Genomic DNA, 16,403 nt, shown 5'->3' on the forward strand with positions numbered 1-16,403 from the left:
TCGTGGTGTTCGGCGCGGCCGTGATCGCCAGCCCCCATCCGGCCGCGCCGAACACCACGAAGAGCCCGTGCCGCCGCACCCGTGAGGTCCAGCCGCTGGTCAGGGCGAGCACCGCGGAACCGACCGAGCCCGCCGCGTACATCAGCCCGAGAGCCCACTGCGCGTCCAGCTCGTCCGCGAGGAACGGGAAGATCGTGTTCGGGAAGGCGAAGAACATCGCGGCCAGATCGATCGCGTACGTCCCCAGCAGCACCGGTCTGCTCCACGCGTACCGCGCGCCCTCCGCTATGCCCCGCAGTGACGGCTTCTCCGCGTCGTGCGCGGCGGGCGCCGCCGACAGCCGCGTACAGAGCAGCACGGAGACGGCGAACGTCACGATCGTGAGTCCGTAGGCCGTCGCGTGACCGGCGTACGCGACGACGAGACCCGCCAGCGACGGGCCCGCGATCGAGCCCACCTGCCAGCGCACCGCGTTGAGCGCCGCGGCGGCGGTGAGCTGGTCGTGCGGAACGATCCTGGCCATCATCGAGTCCAGCGCCGGACGCTGGAGCCCGGCCAGCGCGGACACCCCGCCCGCCACGACGTACAGCGGCCAGAGCATCGGCCTCGGCAGCAGCGCGTTCAGCAGCAGCACGGCGGCGAGCAGTCCGAGTCCCGCCTCGGTGAGCAGGATGACCTTGCGCCGGTCGACGGCGTCGGCGAGGGCGCCCCCGTACAGTCCGAAGACGATCAGCGGGACCAGTTCCACCAGGCCCATCGCGCCGACGGCGAGCGGTGAGCCGGTCAGATCCTTGATCTGGAGCGGCAGCGCGATCATCGCCATGAAGCTGCCGACGGTCGTCACCAGCCCCTGCACCCAGAGCAGCCGGAAATCGCGTGAGGAACGCAGAGGAGAGAGATCCGGCAGGATCGCGCCGAGCTTTTTGGTCACGAGCGGCCATGCTCCGTGCTGGTGGAGGGAGGGGCAACCGGATTTTACGCGGGAGCCCCGCGCGCCGGTCCCGCGTCCCGGTCCTCCATGGATCCGGCACCCGCCCCGGCACTCACCACCGCGCCGGCGGCGGCGCCGTGAGCTGGTCCGCCAGCCAGGACAGCCGGTCCCGGAAGCGGCGCCGGCCGCGTGCCGCCGGCAGGCTGTTCTCGCCGGCCGCCGCGCTCACCAGGTGCTGCACGGTGTCGAGGTCCACGCCCTGCGCCGCGTCCGGCCCGCCCACCGTCAGGGCGTCGTGCGCCAGCGCGCGCACCTCCACGTCACCGCCGTCCAGCGAGAGCACCGTCGCCCCGGCCCGCCGCGCGTCGTGCACCCGTTCCAGCAGTCCGTCGTCCGGCCGGTGCGGTGCCACGACGAGCAGCGTCTCGCCCCGGCCCGCCGCTTCCAGCCGTCCCAGCCCGACGGCGAGATGCGCCGGATCCTCCGGCCGCACCCGGTGCCGTACCAGCGTGGGATTCAGCTCGGGCTGTCCGGACCACGCCGCCTCGTCCACGAGGTGCGCCGCCAGATGCCACGGCTCGTACTCCTCCGTCCCGACCAGCAGCAGCCCGCCGCCCTGCGGTACGACGGAGGAGCGGAGGGCTCCCGCGAACCGGCGGGCCGCGGCCGGCCACTCCGTCCCCGCGAGGACCTCACGCAGCAGTGCGACGCGTACGGCATCCATGGCCCGCATCCTGCCGCAGTCCGGCGGGGCGGCGCGGGCCGATGGGCGGTGGCTCACCCGAACGTGACCTCCTGACGGCGACTAGGGTCGGTGACATGACTGCAGACGACTCGACTTCGACGGACAGCGGCAACACCGCTCCCAAGCCCTCCGCTCCCGCCAGGGATCCCTGGGACCTCCCGGACGTCTCCGGGCTTGTCGTCGGAGTGCTCGGCGGCACCGGGGACCAGGGGCGCGGCCTCGCCTATCGGCTGGCGAGGGCCGGACAGAAAGTGATCATCGGATCCCGGGTGGCCGAGCGCGCGGAGTCGGCGGCGGCCGGACTCGTCGCCCTCGGCGCCGAGGGGATCGAGGGAGCCGCCAACGCCGAGTGCGCGCGGCGCGGCGATGTCGTGATCGTCGCCGTGCCGTGGGAAGGGCACGCGAAGACGCTGGAGGGTCTCAGGGAGGAGCTGGCCGGCAAGCTCGTCGTCGACTGCGTCAACCCGCTCGGTTTCGACAAGAAGGGCGCGTACGCCCTCACGCCCGACGAGGGCAGCGCGGCCGAGCAGGCCGCCGCCCTGCTGCCGGAGTCCCGGGTGACGGCCGCGTTCCACCATCTCTCCGCCGTGCTGCTCCAGGACCCGGACGTCGAGCGGATCGACACCGATGTGATGGTGCTGGGCGAGGCGCGCGCGGACACGGACGTCGTGCAGGCGCTGGCGGGCCGTATCCCCGGCATGCGCGGGGTCTTCGCCGGCCGGCTGCGCAACGCGCACCAGGTGGAGTCGCTGGTGGCCAATCTGATCTCGGTCAACCGGCGGTACAAGGCGCACGCCGGGCTGCGGGTGACGGACGTCTGACCGGTCGTCCGGCCCGTGCGGGCATGGGGGACACTGGAGCGCGCACCGCCCGCCCGTACGCGGCTCGCGCAGCTTCAGGAAGCACCGGAATGCGCCGGAAAGCACTGGAAAGCGCCGGTAAGCACCAGGACAGGAGCCGACCCCCATGCCCCGCCTCGCTCTCTACGCCCTTGCCGTCTGCGCCCTTGCCGTCGTCGCGGCCGTGGTCTCGTTCGTCCAGGGGAACTGGCTCGGCATCGTCTGGGTGCTGCTCGCCGGTCTCTCGTCGAACATGGGCTGGTACTACCTGCGCAGGGCGAAGTTCGAGCGGGCGGCCTCGGCCACGGCCGCGGCGTCGGCCGCGGAGGCTTCCCGGGGCGCCGCGGGCTGAGCGCCGCGGGCCGAGCCGGGCGTCACAGGCCGGCCGGGCCGCAGGAGAACTCGTCCCGGGGCTCCCAGAAGGTGAAGAGGTTCCGGCCGCAGTAGGTGTCCTGAACGTCCACCCCGAGAGCGCGCAGGACGCCGTCGATCGCGTCGAAGAAGACCGTGTTCACGCTGGGGATCAGGATGATCACGAAGACGGCGAGCAGCCCGAACGGCGCGTACGGCTCGACCTGGCGGCGGATCCGGTACGAGAGCCAGGGCTCGATCACGCCGTAGCCGTCCAGCCCGGGCACCGGCAGGAAGTTGAGGATCGCCGCGGTGACCTGGAGCAGGGCGAGGAAGCCCAGCGCGTAGCGGAAGCCGTCCGGCATTCCGGACAGGCCGTCGAACCAGAACGGCGCGGTGCAGACGAGCGCGAACAGTACGTTCGTGAGCGGGCCCGCCGCGGAGATCGCGCTGTGCTTCCAGCGGCCCTGGATGCGGTTGCGCTCGATGAAGACCGCGCCGCCCGGCAGACCGATGCCGCCCATGATCACAAAGATCACCGGCAGGACGATGCTCAGCATGCCGTGGGTGTATTTGAGGGGATCGAGCGTCAGATATCCCTTCGCGCCGATCGTGATGTCGCCGCCGTGCAGCGCGGTGCGTGCGTGCGCGTACTCGTGCAGACAGAGCGAGACGACCCAGGCGCCCGTGACGAACAGGAAGACGGCGATCCGGGTGTCCGCCGCGAAGTCGGTCCAGACGGCCCAGGCGGCGACGGCCGTGACGGCGACGATGCCCAGGAAGACCGGGGAGATCCGCCGGTCGCTGTGGCGTGAGGTGGCGGTGGTCATGGGCGGGGCTCCCCGGGAGGATGGTGTCTGCGGTCGGGCCTGCCCGACCGTACAGCTTGTACGACTGGACGGTGGCAGCCGCGTACGACTCGGCGGTGGCCACCGCGTCGAAAACGTCTCGCCGACCGCTCCGGGTTCCATGGGAACGGGATCGGTACGGCCCCCGCCTCGGGGCGTGGGGCGGCCGGCCCGGCGCGTCACGGACAATGGGCGGATGCGCTACCGCGTTCTCGGCACCACTCTGGCACTGCACGACGACGGCACGGCCGTCGCCCTCGGTGGCGCGCGGCTGCGTGCGCTGCTGACGGTCCTCGCGCTGCGGCCCGGACGCACGGTGCCGGTCGGAAGGCTCGTCGCCGAGGTCTGGGACGCCGATCCGCCCGCCGACGCGGTGGGGGCGCTCCAGGCGCTCGTCGGGCGGCTGCGGCGGGCGCTCGGGCCCGCGGCGGTCCTGTCGGCGGACGGCGGGTACCGGCTGTGCGCGGACGAGGACGAGGTCGACCTGCACCGCTTCGGCCGGCTCGCGGCGGAGGGGGCGCGGGCCCTGGAGGAGGGGGACGCGGCCAAGGCGGCGGGCCTCCTCGACGACGCGCTCGCGCTCTGGCGCGGTCCGGCGCTGGCCGACCTCCCGGACCGCGCGTCCGAGGCGGCCCGCTGGGAGACCCGCCGGCTGGAGGCCCGCAGAGCCCGGCTCACGGCCGTGCTCGCCCTGGGACGGGCGGAGGAGACCCTGCCCGAACTGGCGGCGCTCTGCGGCGAGTTCCCGCTGGACGAACCTCTCCAGGCCCTCCGCATCCGCGCGCTCCGTGACGCCTCGCGCCCGGCGGAGGCGCTCGCGGCGTACGACGGGGTACGCCGCGCGCTCGTGAACCGCCTCGGTACGGGACCGGGCCCGGAACTCCGCGCGCTGTACGAGGAGTTGCTGCGCACGGACGATGCCGACGGCGGGACCGGGGGAGCGAGCGGCAGGGGACCGGGCGGCGCGGACCGGGCGCCGCGTCCGCGCGGCGGACCGGTGCAGGGCAACCTGCGGGCCCGGCTGACCAGTTTCGTGGGGCGGGAAGGCGACATCGAGGCGATCCGTGAGGACCTCGGGCACGCGCGGCTGGTGACACTGCTGGGGACGGGCGGGGCAGGGAAGACCCGGCTGTCCCAGGAGGCCGCCGAGCGCGTGGCCGAGGACTGGCCGGACGGCGTGTGGTTCGTCGAACTGGCGCCCGTGGACGATCCCGAGACCGTTCCCGAGGCCGTTCTGACCGCGCTCGGGGCGCGGGAGACCGTGCTGCGCGGGGCCGGCGGCGAGGAGCTGCGGGCGGCGGACAGGCAGGGCGGCGAGCCGCTGGTCCGGCTGGCCGAGCACTGCGGCCGGCGGCGCATGCTGCTGCTGCTCGACAACTGTGAGCATGTGATCGGTGGTGCCGCGGCTCTGGTGGAGTTCCTGCTGGTGCGGTGTCCGGGGCTGACGGTCGTGGCGACGAGTCGTGAGCCGCTGGGTGTGCCGGGCGAGGTGGTGCGTCCGGTGGAGCCGTTGCCGCCGGATCCGGCGTTCCGGTTGTTCGGTGAGCGTGGTCGTGCGGTGCGGGCGGGGTTCGATCCGGGGAGCGATCCGGTGGCGGTGGGGGAGATCTGCCGCCGGCTGGACGGGTTGCCGCTGGCCATCGAGCTGGCGGCGGCGCGGTTGCGGATGCTGACGCCGCGTCAGATCGCGGACCGTCTGGACGACCGGTTCCGGCTGCTGACCAGTGGGAGCAGGACCGTGCTGCCGCGTCAGCAGACCCTGCGCGCCGTCGTCGACTGGTCCTGGGACCTGCTGGACGAACGGGAACGCGCGGTACTGCGCCGCCTGTCCGTCTTCACCGGCGGCTGCGCGCTGACGGCCGCGGAGCGGGTCTGCGCGGACCCCCCGCCGTCCGGCGCCGCCGCTCCGGGCGGCACCGCGTACACCGTCCCCTCCCGTGACGCCGCACGGATCCTCGGCTCCCTCATCGACAAGTCCCTGGTCGTCGCCGCGCCCTCCCCCGACGGCGACATGCGGTACCAACTGCTGGAGACCGTCGCCGAGTACGCCGCCGAGCGGCTCGACCAGGCCGGGGAGCGGGCGGAGGCCGAGCGGCGGCACCTTGTCCACTACCGCGAACTCGCCCGCGCCAACGACCCGCTGCTGCGTGGGCACGGCCAGCGCGCCGCGATGGCCCTGCTGCGGCTGGAGTACGAGAACCTGCGCACCGCGCTCCGCCGCGCCCATGCCGCGCGCGACGAGCACGAGATGCTCTGTCTCGTCCTGTCCCTCGGCTGGTTCTGGCAGATGCTCGATCTGCGCGCCGACGCCCGGCAGTGGTCGCGGGCCGCCGCGGGCCTCGGGCCCGATCCGTTCGCGCCGCCCGTCCTCCCGGCACCGCCGATCCCCCAGCGCTGTACGGACACGCCACCGCCGATGACCTCCGAGCTCCTCCAGGAGGCCAGACGCGAGGTGCGGCTGATCGAGGTGATGACCATGGACCACGAGGCCGAGGACTGGTCGAGTCCCGGACGCCTCGCCTGGCTGAGCCGCGTCGCCACCGCCTACGGCCCCGGCCTGCCGCAGACCTGCCGCTTCCCCGGCACCCTGACCGCCTTCGCCGTCATGCTCACCGGCGATTCGGACCGGCTGCGCCTGGCCCTCGACGAGACCGTGCGGGCCTGTGAGGAGTTCGGTTACGAGTGGGAGCTGGCCGGCATGCTCCAGCTGCGCGCCAACGTCCTGGCCAACCGCAGCGCCTCGGCGGACGACGCGAGCCGTGACGCCGACCGGAGCCTGGCGATCTACGACCGGCTCGGTGACGCCTGGGGCGCCGCTGAGGCGCTCTCCGCCCGGGGCGAGGCCAGGGACAAGCGCGGGGAGTACGCGCTCGCCGCCGAGGACTACGCGGCCGCCGTCCGTCATGCCGAGAGCCTCGGCGCACAGAGCCAGGTCGCCCTGCTGCGGTCCAGGCTCGCGCAGACCATGCTGGAAATGGGCCGGGGCGAGGAGGGCGAACGCATCCTCCGTGACGTACTGGCCCAGGGCCCCGAGGTCGCGCACGAGGTGCTGCCCGCCGTCCGGCTCTTCCTCGGGATGTGGCTGGGCCGTACCGGACGCCTGGCCGAGGCCCGGGAGCAACTGGACCTGCTCCTCGAAGTGTTCCACTCCGGCACCCTGGGCATCTTCGAAGGCTTCGTGAAGGGGGCCATCGCCTGGCTGGACTGTGTCGAAGGCCGCTGGGCGGAGGCGCTGGAGGCGTCCCGGGAGGCCCTGGAGGCCGCGCTCTCGCCGCTCTCGCGGATGGTCGCGCCCGAGATGATCGCGGTCCACATGCTCGCGACCGCCTGGGCCCTGGCCGGTCCGGCCGGCCCCGGCGCGGGCGGCCGGGCACGCGAGCGGGCACGCGAGGCGGCCCGGCTCATCGGCGCGTACGAAGGGCTCCTGCCTCCCGGGCACTTCAGCGTCTCCACGGAGCGGGATCTGCTGACGCACGCGCGCGCGGCGGCGATGTCCGCCCTCGGCGACACCGCGTTCGAGGCGGCCCGGGCCGAGGGCGGCACCCTCACCCTGGAGGAGGCCGCCGCCCTCGTACGGTCCGTCTGACCCCCCGACCACGGTCCGTCCGCCCCCGCACGGACCGCCTTGCCCGCCGGCCCGGTCGGTTCCCAGGACCGCTCGCCGCTGGGCTCGGACAGGACCTAGGACTTCTTGCGGAACTTCGCCACCGCCAGCGGAGCCGTCACCACCGTGATTCCCGCCGCCCACGCCAGCGTCACCCACACCGAGTGCGCGACCGGACCGCCGTTTATCAGACCCCGCGCCGCGTCCGCCAGATTGGAGAGCGGGTTGTAGTCGGTGAAGGTCTGGAGCCAGCCGGGCATCGTGGACGGCGGCGCGAAGATGGACGAGCCGAACTGCAAGGGCATCAGTACGAGCATGGCCACGCCCTGGACCGCCTGCGCCGTCTTCATCGTCAGGCCCAGCAGGATGAAGATCCACATCAGCGAGGCACCGAACGCCAGCGAGAGGCCGACGGCCCCGGCCAGCTCCAGCACCGAGGTCTTGATCTCCAGCCCGAGCAGAAAGCCCATGCCGAGCAGAATCGCGGTGGCGACCAGCATCCGGCCGATCTCCACGACGATCTTCGCGATCAGTACGGAGGAGCGTGCTATCGGCATCGTACGGAACCGGTCCATGACCCCCTTGCGGAAGTCGTCGTTCATCCCCGTGCCGACGGCCATCGCGATGTTCATGCCCATCATCGCCATCAGACCGGGAATCACATAGTTCACGTAGGCGTCCCGGCTGCCGCCGAGGCTCGCGCCGACCGAGCCGCCGAAGACATAGACGAACAGCAGCGTGAAGATGACCGGCATCAGCAGGACGTCGAACATCGACTCGGGATCCTGCTTGATCTGAAGGGCGTTGCGGCGCACCAGCGCGCCGATGTGCCGCAGATTGGCGCGCAGGCCGATCCGGCCCTCGCCGGCCCGGACCGGGGACGGCGCGGGCGTCCGCCCCGGCGCGGACGTGGGCAGTGTGGTCGTGCTCATACCGCGATCTCCTCGGGTGCGATGTCGGACACGGAGGTCTTCTGGCCGGTGATCGCCAGGAACACCTCGTCCAGGCTGGGCAGATGGGTGCCGATGTGGGCGATGCCGAAACCGCGCTCGCCCAGCAGGCCGACGACCGCGGTGAGCTGCTCGTCGCTCAGGATCGGTACGTACAGCAGTCCTTCGTCCGGGACGGCCTGGGTGCCGGAGACTCCGTCGAGGCCGGTCTCGGCGATCGCCCGTGCCATCGCCGGGAGTTGCGCGGGATCCGACGGCCGGATCTGGAGCGTGCGACCGCCGACCTTCGCCTTCAGCTCGTTCACCCCGCCGCTGGCGATGACCCGGCCGCGGTCGATGACCGTCAGCTCGCTCGCGAGCTGCTCGGCCTCTTCCATGTACTGCGTCGTGAGCAGGACGGTGGCGCCCTCGGCGACCATCCGCTGCACCTCGTCCCAGACCTCGTTGCGTGTACGGGGATCGAGCCCGGTCGTCGGCTCGTCCAGATAGAGCACCGAAGGCCGGCCGATCATCGAGGCGGCCAGGTCGAGCCGGCGGCGCATACCGCCCGAGTACTGCATCGCGGGCTTCTTGGCCGCGTCGGTGAGGGAGAAGCGCTCCAGCAGTTCGTCGGAGCGGAGGCGGGCGTCCCTGCGGGAGAGATCGAGGAGCCGGCCGATCATGTAGAGGTTCTCCCAGCCGGAGAGCTTCTCGTCGACCGAGGCGTACTGACCGGTGAGACCTATCGTGCGGCGCAGTTGGCGGGGCTGGCGCAGCACGTCGTACCCGGCGACCACGGCGGTCCCGGCGTCCGGCTGGACGAGCGTGGAGAGAATACGGACGAGCGTCGTCTTGCCGGCGCCGTTGGGGCCGAGCACACCGAGGACGGTGCCCTCGCGCACGTCGAGGTCGACTCCGTCGAGTGCCCGGGTGCCCTGTGGTCCGCCGTACTGCTTGACCAGCCCCCGCACCTCGACGGCGTTGCCCGTGCGGCTGCCGCTGGGGTTCTTGTCGATTCGCGTCATGACATCAGTGGACCATCCGCCACCGACAATCCACCGACAGGCCGCCGACAAGCGGCCGACAGCGGGCCGACGGGCTGTGGACAACCGCGCACGAGGCCCGCGTGACGAGAACCGCGTACGAGACCCCGTACGCGGGCCGTACACCGGAGCCCCGCATCCGGGCGCCGCATGCGACAGCCCGCCGACGGGGGATGATCGGCGGGCTGTCGCTCGTGCGGGCAGTGGCTACAAGGGCGTGCTGTGCGTCGCGCGCGTGCTGTGCACCGGAAGGAACGGCCGTACGGATGTGCGGATGACGCTCTCGCCCGGACCGGCGCGCCGAAGCGTGGGTGGTGAGTCGAGCCCCAGGTGTTCTCGCCGAGTGCTCCGTTGTGCGCCCGGCGTGCACCGCGAGTGCCCGCTCTCCCACGCGTTCCCGCGCGCTCCCGCTAGTGGAAGGTGTGTTCCTCCTGAGGGAACGTTCCGCCAATGACCTCGTCCGCAAACTCCTTCGCCGCGTCTCCGAGTGTCCGGCGCAGATTCGCGTACTGCTTGGTGAAGCGCGGCACCTTGCCGCCCGTCAGTCCGACCATGTCCGTGTACACCAGCACCTGCGCGTCCGTCTCGATGCCCGCGCCGATACCGATGGTCGGGATGTGCAGGATCCTCGTGACCTCGGCGGCCAGTTCGGCCGGCACCAGTTCCAGCACGACCGCGAAGGCGCCCGCGTCCTGCACCGCCTTGGCGTCGCGGAGGAGCTGCTGGGCGGCCTCCTCACCACGGCCCTGCACCCGGTAGCCCAGGGTGTTGACCGACTGCGGGGTGAGTCCGATATGCCCCATCACCGGAATGCCGGCCTGCACCAGCAGCTCGATCTGGGCGTGCGAGCGCTCGCCGCCCTCCAGCTTGACCGCGCCGACGCCCGCGTCCTTCACCAGCCGGGTGGCGTTGCGCAGGGCCTGGACCGGCCCTTCCTGGTACGAGCCGAACGGGAGGTCGCCGACGATCAGGGCGCGCCTGGTGCCCCGTACGACCGCGGCGGAGAGCATCGTCATCTCGTCCAGCGTGACGGGCACCGTGGTCTCGTACCCGAGATGGACATTGCCCATGGAGTCGCCGACGAGCAGGACCGGGATCCCCGCCTCGTCGAAGACGGAGGCCGTCATCGCGTCGTAGGCGGTGAGCATCGGCCACTTCTCGCCGCGCTCCTTGGCCGCCGCGATGTCGTGCACGGTGATGCGCCGGGAGCTTCCGCCGCCGTACAGCGCCCTGGTGTTGTCCGCCTTCGCGCCGCGCCCGCTTCCCGCGGGCGGCTCCTGCGCAGCCTGAAGAGTCATGGCCGATGGCCCTTTCGTCATCTCGAGGCACCCTGACGGCGTCCCCGGACCGCAACCATGGTGGCATCCCGAGGCCGTGCTCGGGAAGTGGGCCCTCGTACCGGCCCTCCCACGAGCCCCACGGGCGCTGTACGCCCCTTGCGCACCGGCTCCGAGGCGTCGGCCGACCGCCGGCGGTCGCCTCCCGCCTCACCGGCCGCCGGTAAAGATTTTCCAATACGAGACGGTCTCGTATCGAAATCGGTCTAGCCTGTGCGTCATGTCCACACCGTCCGGCGCCCCAGTCGCCGCACCTCGCATACCCGAAGCCGTCCACCGCCGCCGCTGGGCGATCCTGGGCGTGCTCATGTTCAGCCTTCTCATTGTCGTTCTGGACAACTCGATCCTGAACGTCGCGGTCAAGACGATCGCCGCTCCCGAACCGACCGGCATCGGCGCCACCCAGAGCGAGCTGGAGTGGGCGATCAACTCCTACACGCTCGTCTTCGCCGGCCTGCTCTTCACCTCGGGCCTGCTCGGCGACCGTATCGGCCGTAAGAAGGTACTGCTCTTCGGCATCTTCGTCTTCGGCGCGGGCTCGGCGCTCGCCGCCCTGTCCGGATCGCCCGCCGAACTCATCGGCTACCGCGCCCTGATGGGCTTCGGCGCCGCCTTTGTGATGCCTGCCACTCTCGCCGTTCTGATGAATGTCTTCGAGCGTGACGAACAGCCCAAGGCCATCGGTATCTGGGCGGGCAGCGTGGGCCTCGGCATCGCCATCGGCCCGATCACCGGCGGACTGCTGCTCGAACACTTCTGGTGGGGCTCCATCTTCCTGGTCAACGTCCCCGTGGCCGTCGTCGCGCTGATCGCGATGGTGCTCCTCGTACCGGACTCCAGGGACCCCGACCCCGGCCGGGTCGACCCGCTCGGTGTCGCGCTCTCCATCGTCGGACTGGTCCTGCTCGTCTACGGCATCATCCGCGGCGGCGAACTGGCCGACTTCACCGACGCCTCCGTACTGCTGCCGCTGCTCGGCGGTCTTGTCGTACTGGCCGCCTTCGTCTGGCACGAGAAGCGCAGCAGCCACCCGGCCATCGACATCTCGTACTTCAGGAAGCCGGCCTTCGCCGCCGCCGTCGCCGCCATCGCGCTGGTCTTCTTCGCGCTGATGGGCGTGACGTTCTTCTCCGCCTTCTACCTCCAGAGCGTGCGCGGCTACAGCGCGCTCCAGTCGGGACTGCTGATCGTGCCGCTGGCGGCGGCCCAGATGATCTTCGCGCCGCGGGCCCGGCTGATCGTCGACCGGTTCGGCGCCCGCGCGGTCTGCACCGGAGGCATGCTGCTGGTCGCGGGCGGCCTCGCGGCGTTCGCGTTCTTCGGCGCGGGCACACCGGTCTGGGTGCTGTGCGTGGTGTTCTTCGTCCAGGGCACCGGAATGGCGCACATCATGCCGCCGGTGACCGTCGCGGTGATGCAGGCGCTGCCCAGGGAGAAGGCCGGTTCGGGCTCCGCGATCAACAACACCTTCCGCCAGGTCGGCGGAGCCCTCGGAGTCGCCGTCCTCGGTTCCGTGCTCTCCGCGACCTACCGCGGCGGGATCGAGGACCACCTCGGCGCGGTCCCGGCCTCGGCCCGGCACGCGGCGGGGGAGTCGATCGAGGCGACGCTCGGCATCGCGGAGAAGCTGGGCCCGGCGGGCAGGCCGCTGATCGGCTCCGCGTACGACGCGTTCCTGCACGCCATGCATGTCACGGCGATCGGCTCGGCGGTGGTCGCGCTGATCGGCGCGGCGGTCGTCGCGCTCTTCCTGCCGGGACGGCCGCCGGCGCGGAAGCTCGCCGGGAGCGAGGAGACGCCCGAGCCCGCCGCGGCCGGCTCCACCACCCGGAGCTGACCGAGGTCCCGGCCGCCCTCCGTCCCGGCCGCCCTACCGGCCGCCCGTCCGTTTCCGGGACGGGCCCACGGGAGGGCGTACGGGCAGGGGCGCAGGGGCATACGGGTGGCCGGTAGGGCGGCCGGGACCACCACCGTCATGTACGAGAATCAGGGCGGCACGTGCACGGCCGTACAGGGCTACGGCACCACGGAGCCACGGCTACGGCGGGATGGCGGACGGAACAGGACGGCCGAGCGGGCCGGCGAGAGGCGGAGCGGCGTGCTGGAGCAGGACCACGAGAAGGAGAACCGGCGCGGCAGGCCACGCAGCGAGGCCGCCGAGCGGGCGATCCTGGAAGCCGTCGTGAAACTGCTGGAGGACGGCGTGCCCCTGGGCAGCCTCTCCATCGAGCGCATCGCCCGTACGGCCGGCGTCGGCAAGGCCACCATCTACCGGCGCTGGCAGGGCAAGGAGGAGCTCTTCGTGGACGTCCTGCGCGAGATCGAGCCGCCCGACGCCGAACTGCCCGGCACCTCCGCCCTCGACGATCTCCGCGTGATGCTGGAGTCGATCCGCAGGCGCGGGCTGGCCCAGCGCTCCTCGGCGCTGCTGCACAACGTCGTCGTGCAGATGAAGAGCCAGCCCCGGCTGTGGGAGGAGTACCACAGGACGATCGTGGAACCCCGGCGCAGGACCACGCTGGCCGTGATCGCGCGCGGGGTCGCCTCCGGGGAGCTGCGTGACGATGTCGACGTCGAGCTGCTGCACGACATGCTCCTCGGCCCCATGCTCTTCCGTACGCTCCACCGGCCCGGCACGCCGCTGGACGAGGATCTCGCCGAGCGGATCGTCCGTATGGCGCTCCAGGGCCTGAGCCCGCGCACCCCGCCCGCGTGCCGCGCACCGCGTGCCACCCCGCCGCTCGACCGCACACCGCGTGTCCTGGCCGGGTGTCTGACGGCCCGTACGGAAGGGTCCGCACTCGGTGCCCGCGCCCGAGGGCCGAACTCGGGGTCCGCACCCGAATCCGCGTGTCCGCTCCACGGGGTGAGCACCGGAGGCCGATTCCCCGTACCGTACGGGGAGATTCCGGATCGGCGCCGGCCGGACGCGTTCCATGCGTCTTCCGTCACAGCCGCCCGTGATCCGTCCTTGATCGGAACCCGCCGCCCCGCGGCCTTCGTCTCCGTGACAGTACGGCCGTCCCCGGACGGCGGAGAAGCGCCCGTACATCCCCTAGGGTCAGAGGCGGGCGTGCACAAGGCAAGGCAGTGAGGGCAGCGGACATGACGCAGGAGTACACAGCGCAGTCGGTGACGGCGGACGGGCACGAGCCCCGCACCGGATCCCGCGTCAGAACCCTGCTGGGCCGCTGGCGCCGGGATTCCGGTGTCTGGCGGCGCGGCATCATCCTCGCGATCGCCGCTGTGCTGGTCGCTCTTCTGATGATCTTTCACGCGCAGATCCCCAACCGGATCGGCAATCTGGGCAGTCTCACCGAGACCTTCCTGCCCTGGCTCGGGCTGACCGTTCCGGTGCTGCTCGTACCGGCCCTGCTGCGCCGATCGGCCACCGCGCTGATCGCCCTGCTGCTTCCCGCCGTGATCTGGCTCAACCTCTTCGGCGGACTCCTCGTCGGGAAGTCGGGCGTCGGCGGCGATCTCACCGTCGCCACCCACAACGTCAACGCGGGAAACCCGGATCCGCAGGGCACCGCGAGCAGCCTCGCGGAGTCGGGCGCGGACGTCCTCGCGCTGGAGGAGTTGCAGGCCAGTGATGTACCGGCGTACGAGAAGGCGCTTGCGGACACGTTCAAGTACCACTCCGTGCAGGGCACGGTCGGGCTGTGGAGCAAGTACCCGCTGACCGGTACCGCGCCCGTCGACATCCGGCTCGGCTGGGTCCGCGCGATGCGCTCCACGGTCACCACGCCGCACGGCCCGGTCGCCGTCTATGTGGCGCACCTGCCGTCCGTTCGGGTCAAACTGCACGCGGGCTTCACCGCCAACCAGCGGGACAACAGCGCGGACGCGCTCGGCGAGGCCATCGCGGACGAACGGATCGGCCGGGTGATCCTGCTCGGTGATCTCAACGGCACGATGAACGACCGCTCCCTCAACGCCGTCACGTCCCAGATGCGCTCCACCCAGGGCGCGGCGGGCGACGGCTACGGCTTCAGCTGGCCGGCCTCGTTCCCGCTGGCCAGGATCGACCAGATCATGGTGAAGGGCGTCGAGCCGACCTCGTCCTGGACTCTGCCCCGGACCGACAGCGACCATCTGCCGATCGCGGCCCGGGTGCAGCTGTCCTGACGGGTGTCCCGACAGGCGGGCTTGTCCCCACGGGCGGAGTGTCCCGACGGGCCCGGACCACACGCCTTTCGCTTCGGCGGGACGCCCGGCGCAATCCGGTGTTCACCTGCCGGAACAAACGGCCTGAAAGGCTTTGTTCCGTAGAGGCACTTACTACGGAGAGGTCGTTCTTCATGCCCCTGGCCCTGCTCGCCCTGGCTGTGAGCGCCTTCGGCATCGGTACCACCGAGTTCGTGATGATGGGCCTGCTGCCCAACGTCGCGGACGATCTGGGAACATCCGTGCCCACCGCCGGTCATCTGGTCTCGGCCTACGCGCTCGGCGTCGTCGTCGGCGCGCCGCTGCTCACCGCCGTCGGCTCCCGTGTCCCGCGCAGGCGGATGCTCCTGCTGCTGATGGCGCTCTTCGTCGTCGGCAATCTCGCCTCTGCGCTCGCTCCGGGCTTCGGCTGGCTGCTCGCGGGCCGGGTGCTCGCCGGACTGCCGCACGGCGCGTTCTTCGGGGTGGGCGCGGTCGTCGCCGCCCGGACGGTGCGCGAGGGACGGCAGGCGCGGGCCGTGGCGACGATGTTCCTCGGACTGACCGTCGCCAACATCGTCGGCGTCCCGGCCGCCACCCTGCTCGGCCAGCACCTCGGCTGGCGGGCCACCTTCCTGGTGGTCACCGTGATCGGTCTGCTCTCGCTGGTGGCGCTGGCCCGGCTCGTACCGGACGTACCCGTCGACGCGCACCAGAGCCTGGGCCGGGAGGTGCGCGCCCTCGGCAACCGTCAGGTGCTGCTCGCGCTCGCCACCGCGGTCCTCGGTTTCGCCGGGGTCTTCGCCGTCTACTCGTATCTGGCGTCGATGACGACCGAGGTCATGGGCTTCGGCGAGTCGTCCGTCACCCTCGTCCTCGCGCTGTTCGGTATCGGTATGACGCTGGGCGCGCTGGCGGCGGGACCGCTGACCGACCGGGCGCTGCGGCCCACGCTCTATGTCTCGCTCGCCGCCCTCGCGCTGGTGCTGGTCGCCTTCCGCTTCACGGCGCAGGTGCAGTGGGCGGCGCTGGTGACGGTCGTGCTGCTGGGCGGGATCGGCTTCCTGACGACCACGCCGCTCCAGATGCTCGTCATGAACAAGGCCAAGGACGCCCCGACGCTCGCCTCCGCCTCGAACCACTCGGCCTTCAACCTCGCCAACGCGGGCGGCGCCTGGGCCGGCGGCGCGGCGATCGCGGCGGGCTGGGGCTGGATGTCCCCGACCCTGGTCGGCGCGGCACTCGCGGTGGTCGGTCTGGCGATCGCGGTGACCGCGGGTCTGCTGGACCGTACCGGCGGGACACGCGGCGAGTCCCGGATCGTCGCCTCGGGCAGTGTCCCCGCCGAGGCGACGACGACGATTCTCAGCCCGTCCGGCGACTGATCCGCCCGGCGACCGACCCGTCCGGTGCCCGAGGGACATCCTCCAGCCGTGTGCCCGTGTGCCCGTGTGCCCGTGTGCCCGTGTGCCCGTGTGCCCGTGTGCCGGGTGGCCGGGTGGCCCTGTGAGGCCGTGATCCGCCGGACAGGCCCTAGGCCCTGTCCGGCCGGTCTTCGCGGGCCCGGAACGCCTGGCACGGCACCTCGCCGCGTTGTCGGAGTCGTCCGAGTACGGCCGGGCCGTCG

At 72.0% G+C, this 16,403-nt stretch carries 12 protein-coding genes and 1 pseudogene; 7 read left to right on the forward strand and 6 right to left on the reverse strand.

What is annotated here, in order from left to right; genetic code table 11:
• Together BFF77_RS11775 and BFF77_RS11780 are read right to left on the reverse strand one after the other, a co-directional pair.
• Window positions 1-931: MFS transporter (locus BFF77_RS11775; RefSeq protein WP_066947460.1), on the reverse strand; the 931-nt coding region annotated here is incomplete at its 3' end.
• Window positions 932-1,043: 112 nt separating this feature from the next.
• Window positions 1,044-1,655: a hypothetical protein gene (locus BFF77_RS11780; protein ID WP_066947463.1), complete on the reverse strand. Its 612-nt coding sequence runs from the start codon at window positions 1,653-1,655 to the stop codon at window positions 1,044-1,046.
• Window positions 1,656-1,750: 95 nt separating this feature from the next.
• Between BFF77_RS11780 and npdG the strand changes: the two genes are divergently transcribed.
• Complete coding sequence (gene npdG / locus BFF77_RS11785; protein WP_066947467.1) at window positions 1,751-2,497, forward strand: NADPH-dependent F420 reductase; 747 nt, start codon at window positions 1,751-1,753, stop codon at window positions 2,495-2,497.
• 145 nt (window positions 2,498-2,642) lie between these two features.
• Window positions 2,643-2,867, forward strand: coding sequence for a hypothetical protein (locus BFF77_RS11790; protein WP_066947470.1), 225 nt, complete (start codon window positions 2,643-2,645; stop codon window positions 2,865-2,867).
• Window positions 2,868-2,889: 22 nt separating this feature from the next.
• Here BFF77_RS11790 and BFF77_RS11795 read toward each other — a convergent pair whose 3' ends face one another.
• Window positions 2,890-3,696, reverse strand: a complete 807-nt coding sequence (locus BFF77_RS11795; protein ID WP_066947473.1) for a site-2 protease family protein — start codon at window positions 3,694-3,696, stop codon at window positions 2,890-2,892.
• A 214-nt stretch (window positions 3,697-3,910) separates the two neighbouring features.
• Here BFF77_RS11795 and BFF77_RS11800 point away from each other — a divergent pair, with 214 nt between their 5' ends.
• Window positions 3,911-7,300, forward strand: coding sequence for an AfsR/SARP family transcriptional regulator (locus BFF77_RS11800; protein WP_066947476.1), 3,390 nt, complete (start codon window positions 3,911-3,913; stop codon window positions 7,298-7,300).
• A gap of 95 nt (window positions 7,301-7,395) precedes the next feature.
• Here the strand turns inward: BFF77_RS11800 and BFF77_RS11805 are convergent, their stop codons facing one another.
• The 3 genes from BFF77_RS11805 to panB all read right to left on the reverse strand — a co-directional run bounded on the left by BFF77_RS11805 (window position 7,396) and on the right by panB (window position 10,588).
• Window positions 7,396-8,250 (reverse strand): ABC transporter permease, encoded by an 855-nt coding sequence (locus BFF77_RS11805; RefSeq protein WP_066947480.1) that lies wholly within the window; start codon window positions 8,248-8,250, stop codon window positions 7,396-7,398.
• Window positions 8,247-9,272 carry an ATP-binding cassette domain-containing protein gene (locus BFF77_RS11810; RefSeq protein ID WP_066947483.1) on the reverse strand — a complete coding sequence of 342 codons (1,026 nt, stop codon included), beginning with the start codon at window positions 9,270-9,272 and terminating at the stop codon, window positions 8,247-8,249. Before BFF77_RS11810 ends, BFF77_RS11805 begins: the two co-directional genes overlap by 4 nt.
• 428 nt (window positions 9,273-9,700) lie before the next feature.
• A complete protein-coding gene (gene panB, locus BFF77_RS11815; RefSeq protein WP_066947486.1) occupies window positions 9,701-10,588 on the reverse strand; it encodes a 3-methyl-2-oxobutanoate hydroxymethyltransferase in 888 nt (295 codons plus the stop codon).
• A 259-nt stretch (window positions 10,589-10,847) separates the two neighbouring features.
• On the opposite strand from panB, the gene BFF77_RS11820 reads away from it, so the two are divergent.
• From BFF77_RS11820 to BFF77_RS11835, 4 genes and pseudogenes are all read left to right on the forward strand, one after another.
• A complete protein-coding gene (locus tag BFF77_RS11820; protein ID WP_066947488.1) occupies window positions 10,848-12,464 on the forward strand; it encodes an MFS transporter in 1,617 nt (538 codons plus the stop codon).
• A gap of 138 nt (window positions 12,465-12,602) precedes the next feature.
• Window positions 12,603-13,328: pseudogene (locus BFF77_RS36785) on the forward strand (TetR/AcrR family transcriptional regulator); the annotation flags it as partial.
• A 404-nt stretch (window positions 13,329-13,732) separates the two neighbouring features.
• A complete protein-coding gene (locus BFF77_RS11830) occupies window positions 13,733-14,758 on the forward strand; it encodes an endonuclease/exonuclease/phosphatase family protein (RefSeq protein ID WP_066947493.1) in 1,026 nt (341 codons plus the stop codon).
• Window positions 14,759-14,931: 173 nt separating this feature from the next.
• Complete coding sequence (locus tag BFF77_RS11835; RefSeq protein ID WP_066947496.1) at window positions 14,932-16,161, forward strand: MFS transporter; 1,230 nt, start codon at window positions 14,932-14,934, stop codon at window positions 16,159-16,161.
• Window positions 16,162-16,403 lie beyond the last annotated feature (242 nt).

The organism is Streptomyces lushanensis (assembly GCF_001700515.1).
Classification (GTDB): domain Bacteria; phylum Actinomycetota; class Actinomycetes; order Streptomycetales; family Streptomycetaceae; genus Streptomyces; species Streptomyces lushanensis.

Coding starts and splice junctions, on each gene's coding strand:
- BFF77_RS11830 (WP_066947493.1), top strand. CDS start 13,733: ATGACGCAGGAGTACACAGCGCAGTCGGTGACGGCGGACGGGCACGAG.
- BFF77_RS11835 (WP_066947496.1), top strand. CDS start 14,932: ATGCCCCTGGCCCTGCTCGCCCTGGCTGTGAGCGCCTTCGGCATCGGT.
- BFF77_RS11790 (WP_066947470.1), top strand. CDS start 2,643: ATGCCCCGCCTCGCTCTCTACGCCCTTGCCGTCTGCGCCCTTGCCGTC.
- BFF77_RS11795 (WP_066947473.1), bottom strand. CDS start 3,696: ATGACCACCGCCACCTCACGCCACAGCGACCGGCGGATCTCCCCGGTC.
- BFF77_RS11820 (WP_066947488.1), top strand. CDS start 10,848: ATGTCCACACCGTCCGGCGCCCCAGTCGCCGCACCTCGCATACCCGAA.
- npdG (WP_066947467.1), top strand. CDS start 1,751: ATGACTGCAGACGACTCGACTTCGACGGACAGCGGCAACACCGCTCCC.
- BFF77_RS11800 (WP_066947476.1), top strand. CDS start 3,911: ATGCGCTACCGCGTTCTCGGCACCACTCTGGCACTGCACGACGACGGC.
- BFF77_RS11810 (WP_066947483.1), bottom strand. CDS start 9,272: ATGACGCGAATCGACAAGAACCCCAGCGGCAGCCGCACGGGCAACGCC.
- BFF77_RS11805 (WP_066947480.1), bottom strand. CDS start 8,250: ATGAGCACGACCACACTGCCCACGTCCGCGCCGGGGCGGACGCCCGCG.
- panB (WP_066947486.1), bottom strand. CDS start 10,588: ATGACTCTTCAGGCTGCGCAGGAGCCGCCCGCGGGAAGCGGGCGCGGC.
- BFF77_RS11780 (WP_066947463.1), bottom strand. CDS start 1,655: ATGGATGCCGTACGCGTCGCACTGCTGCGTGAGGTCCTCGCGGGGACG.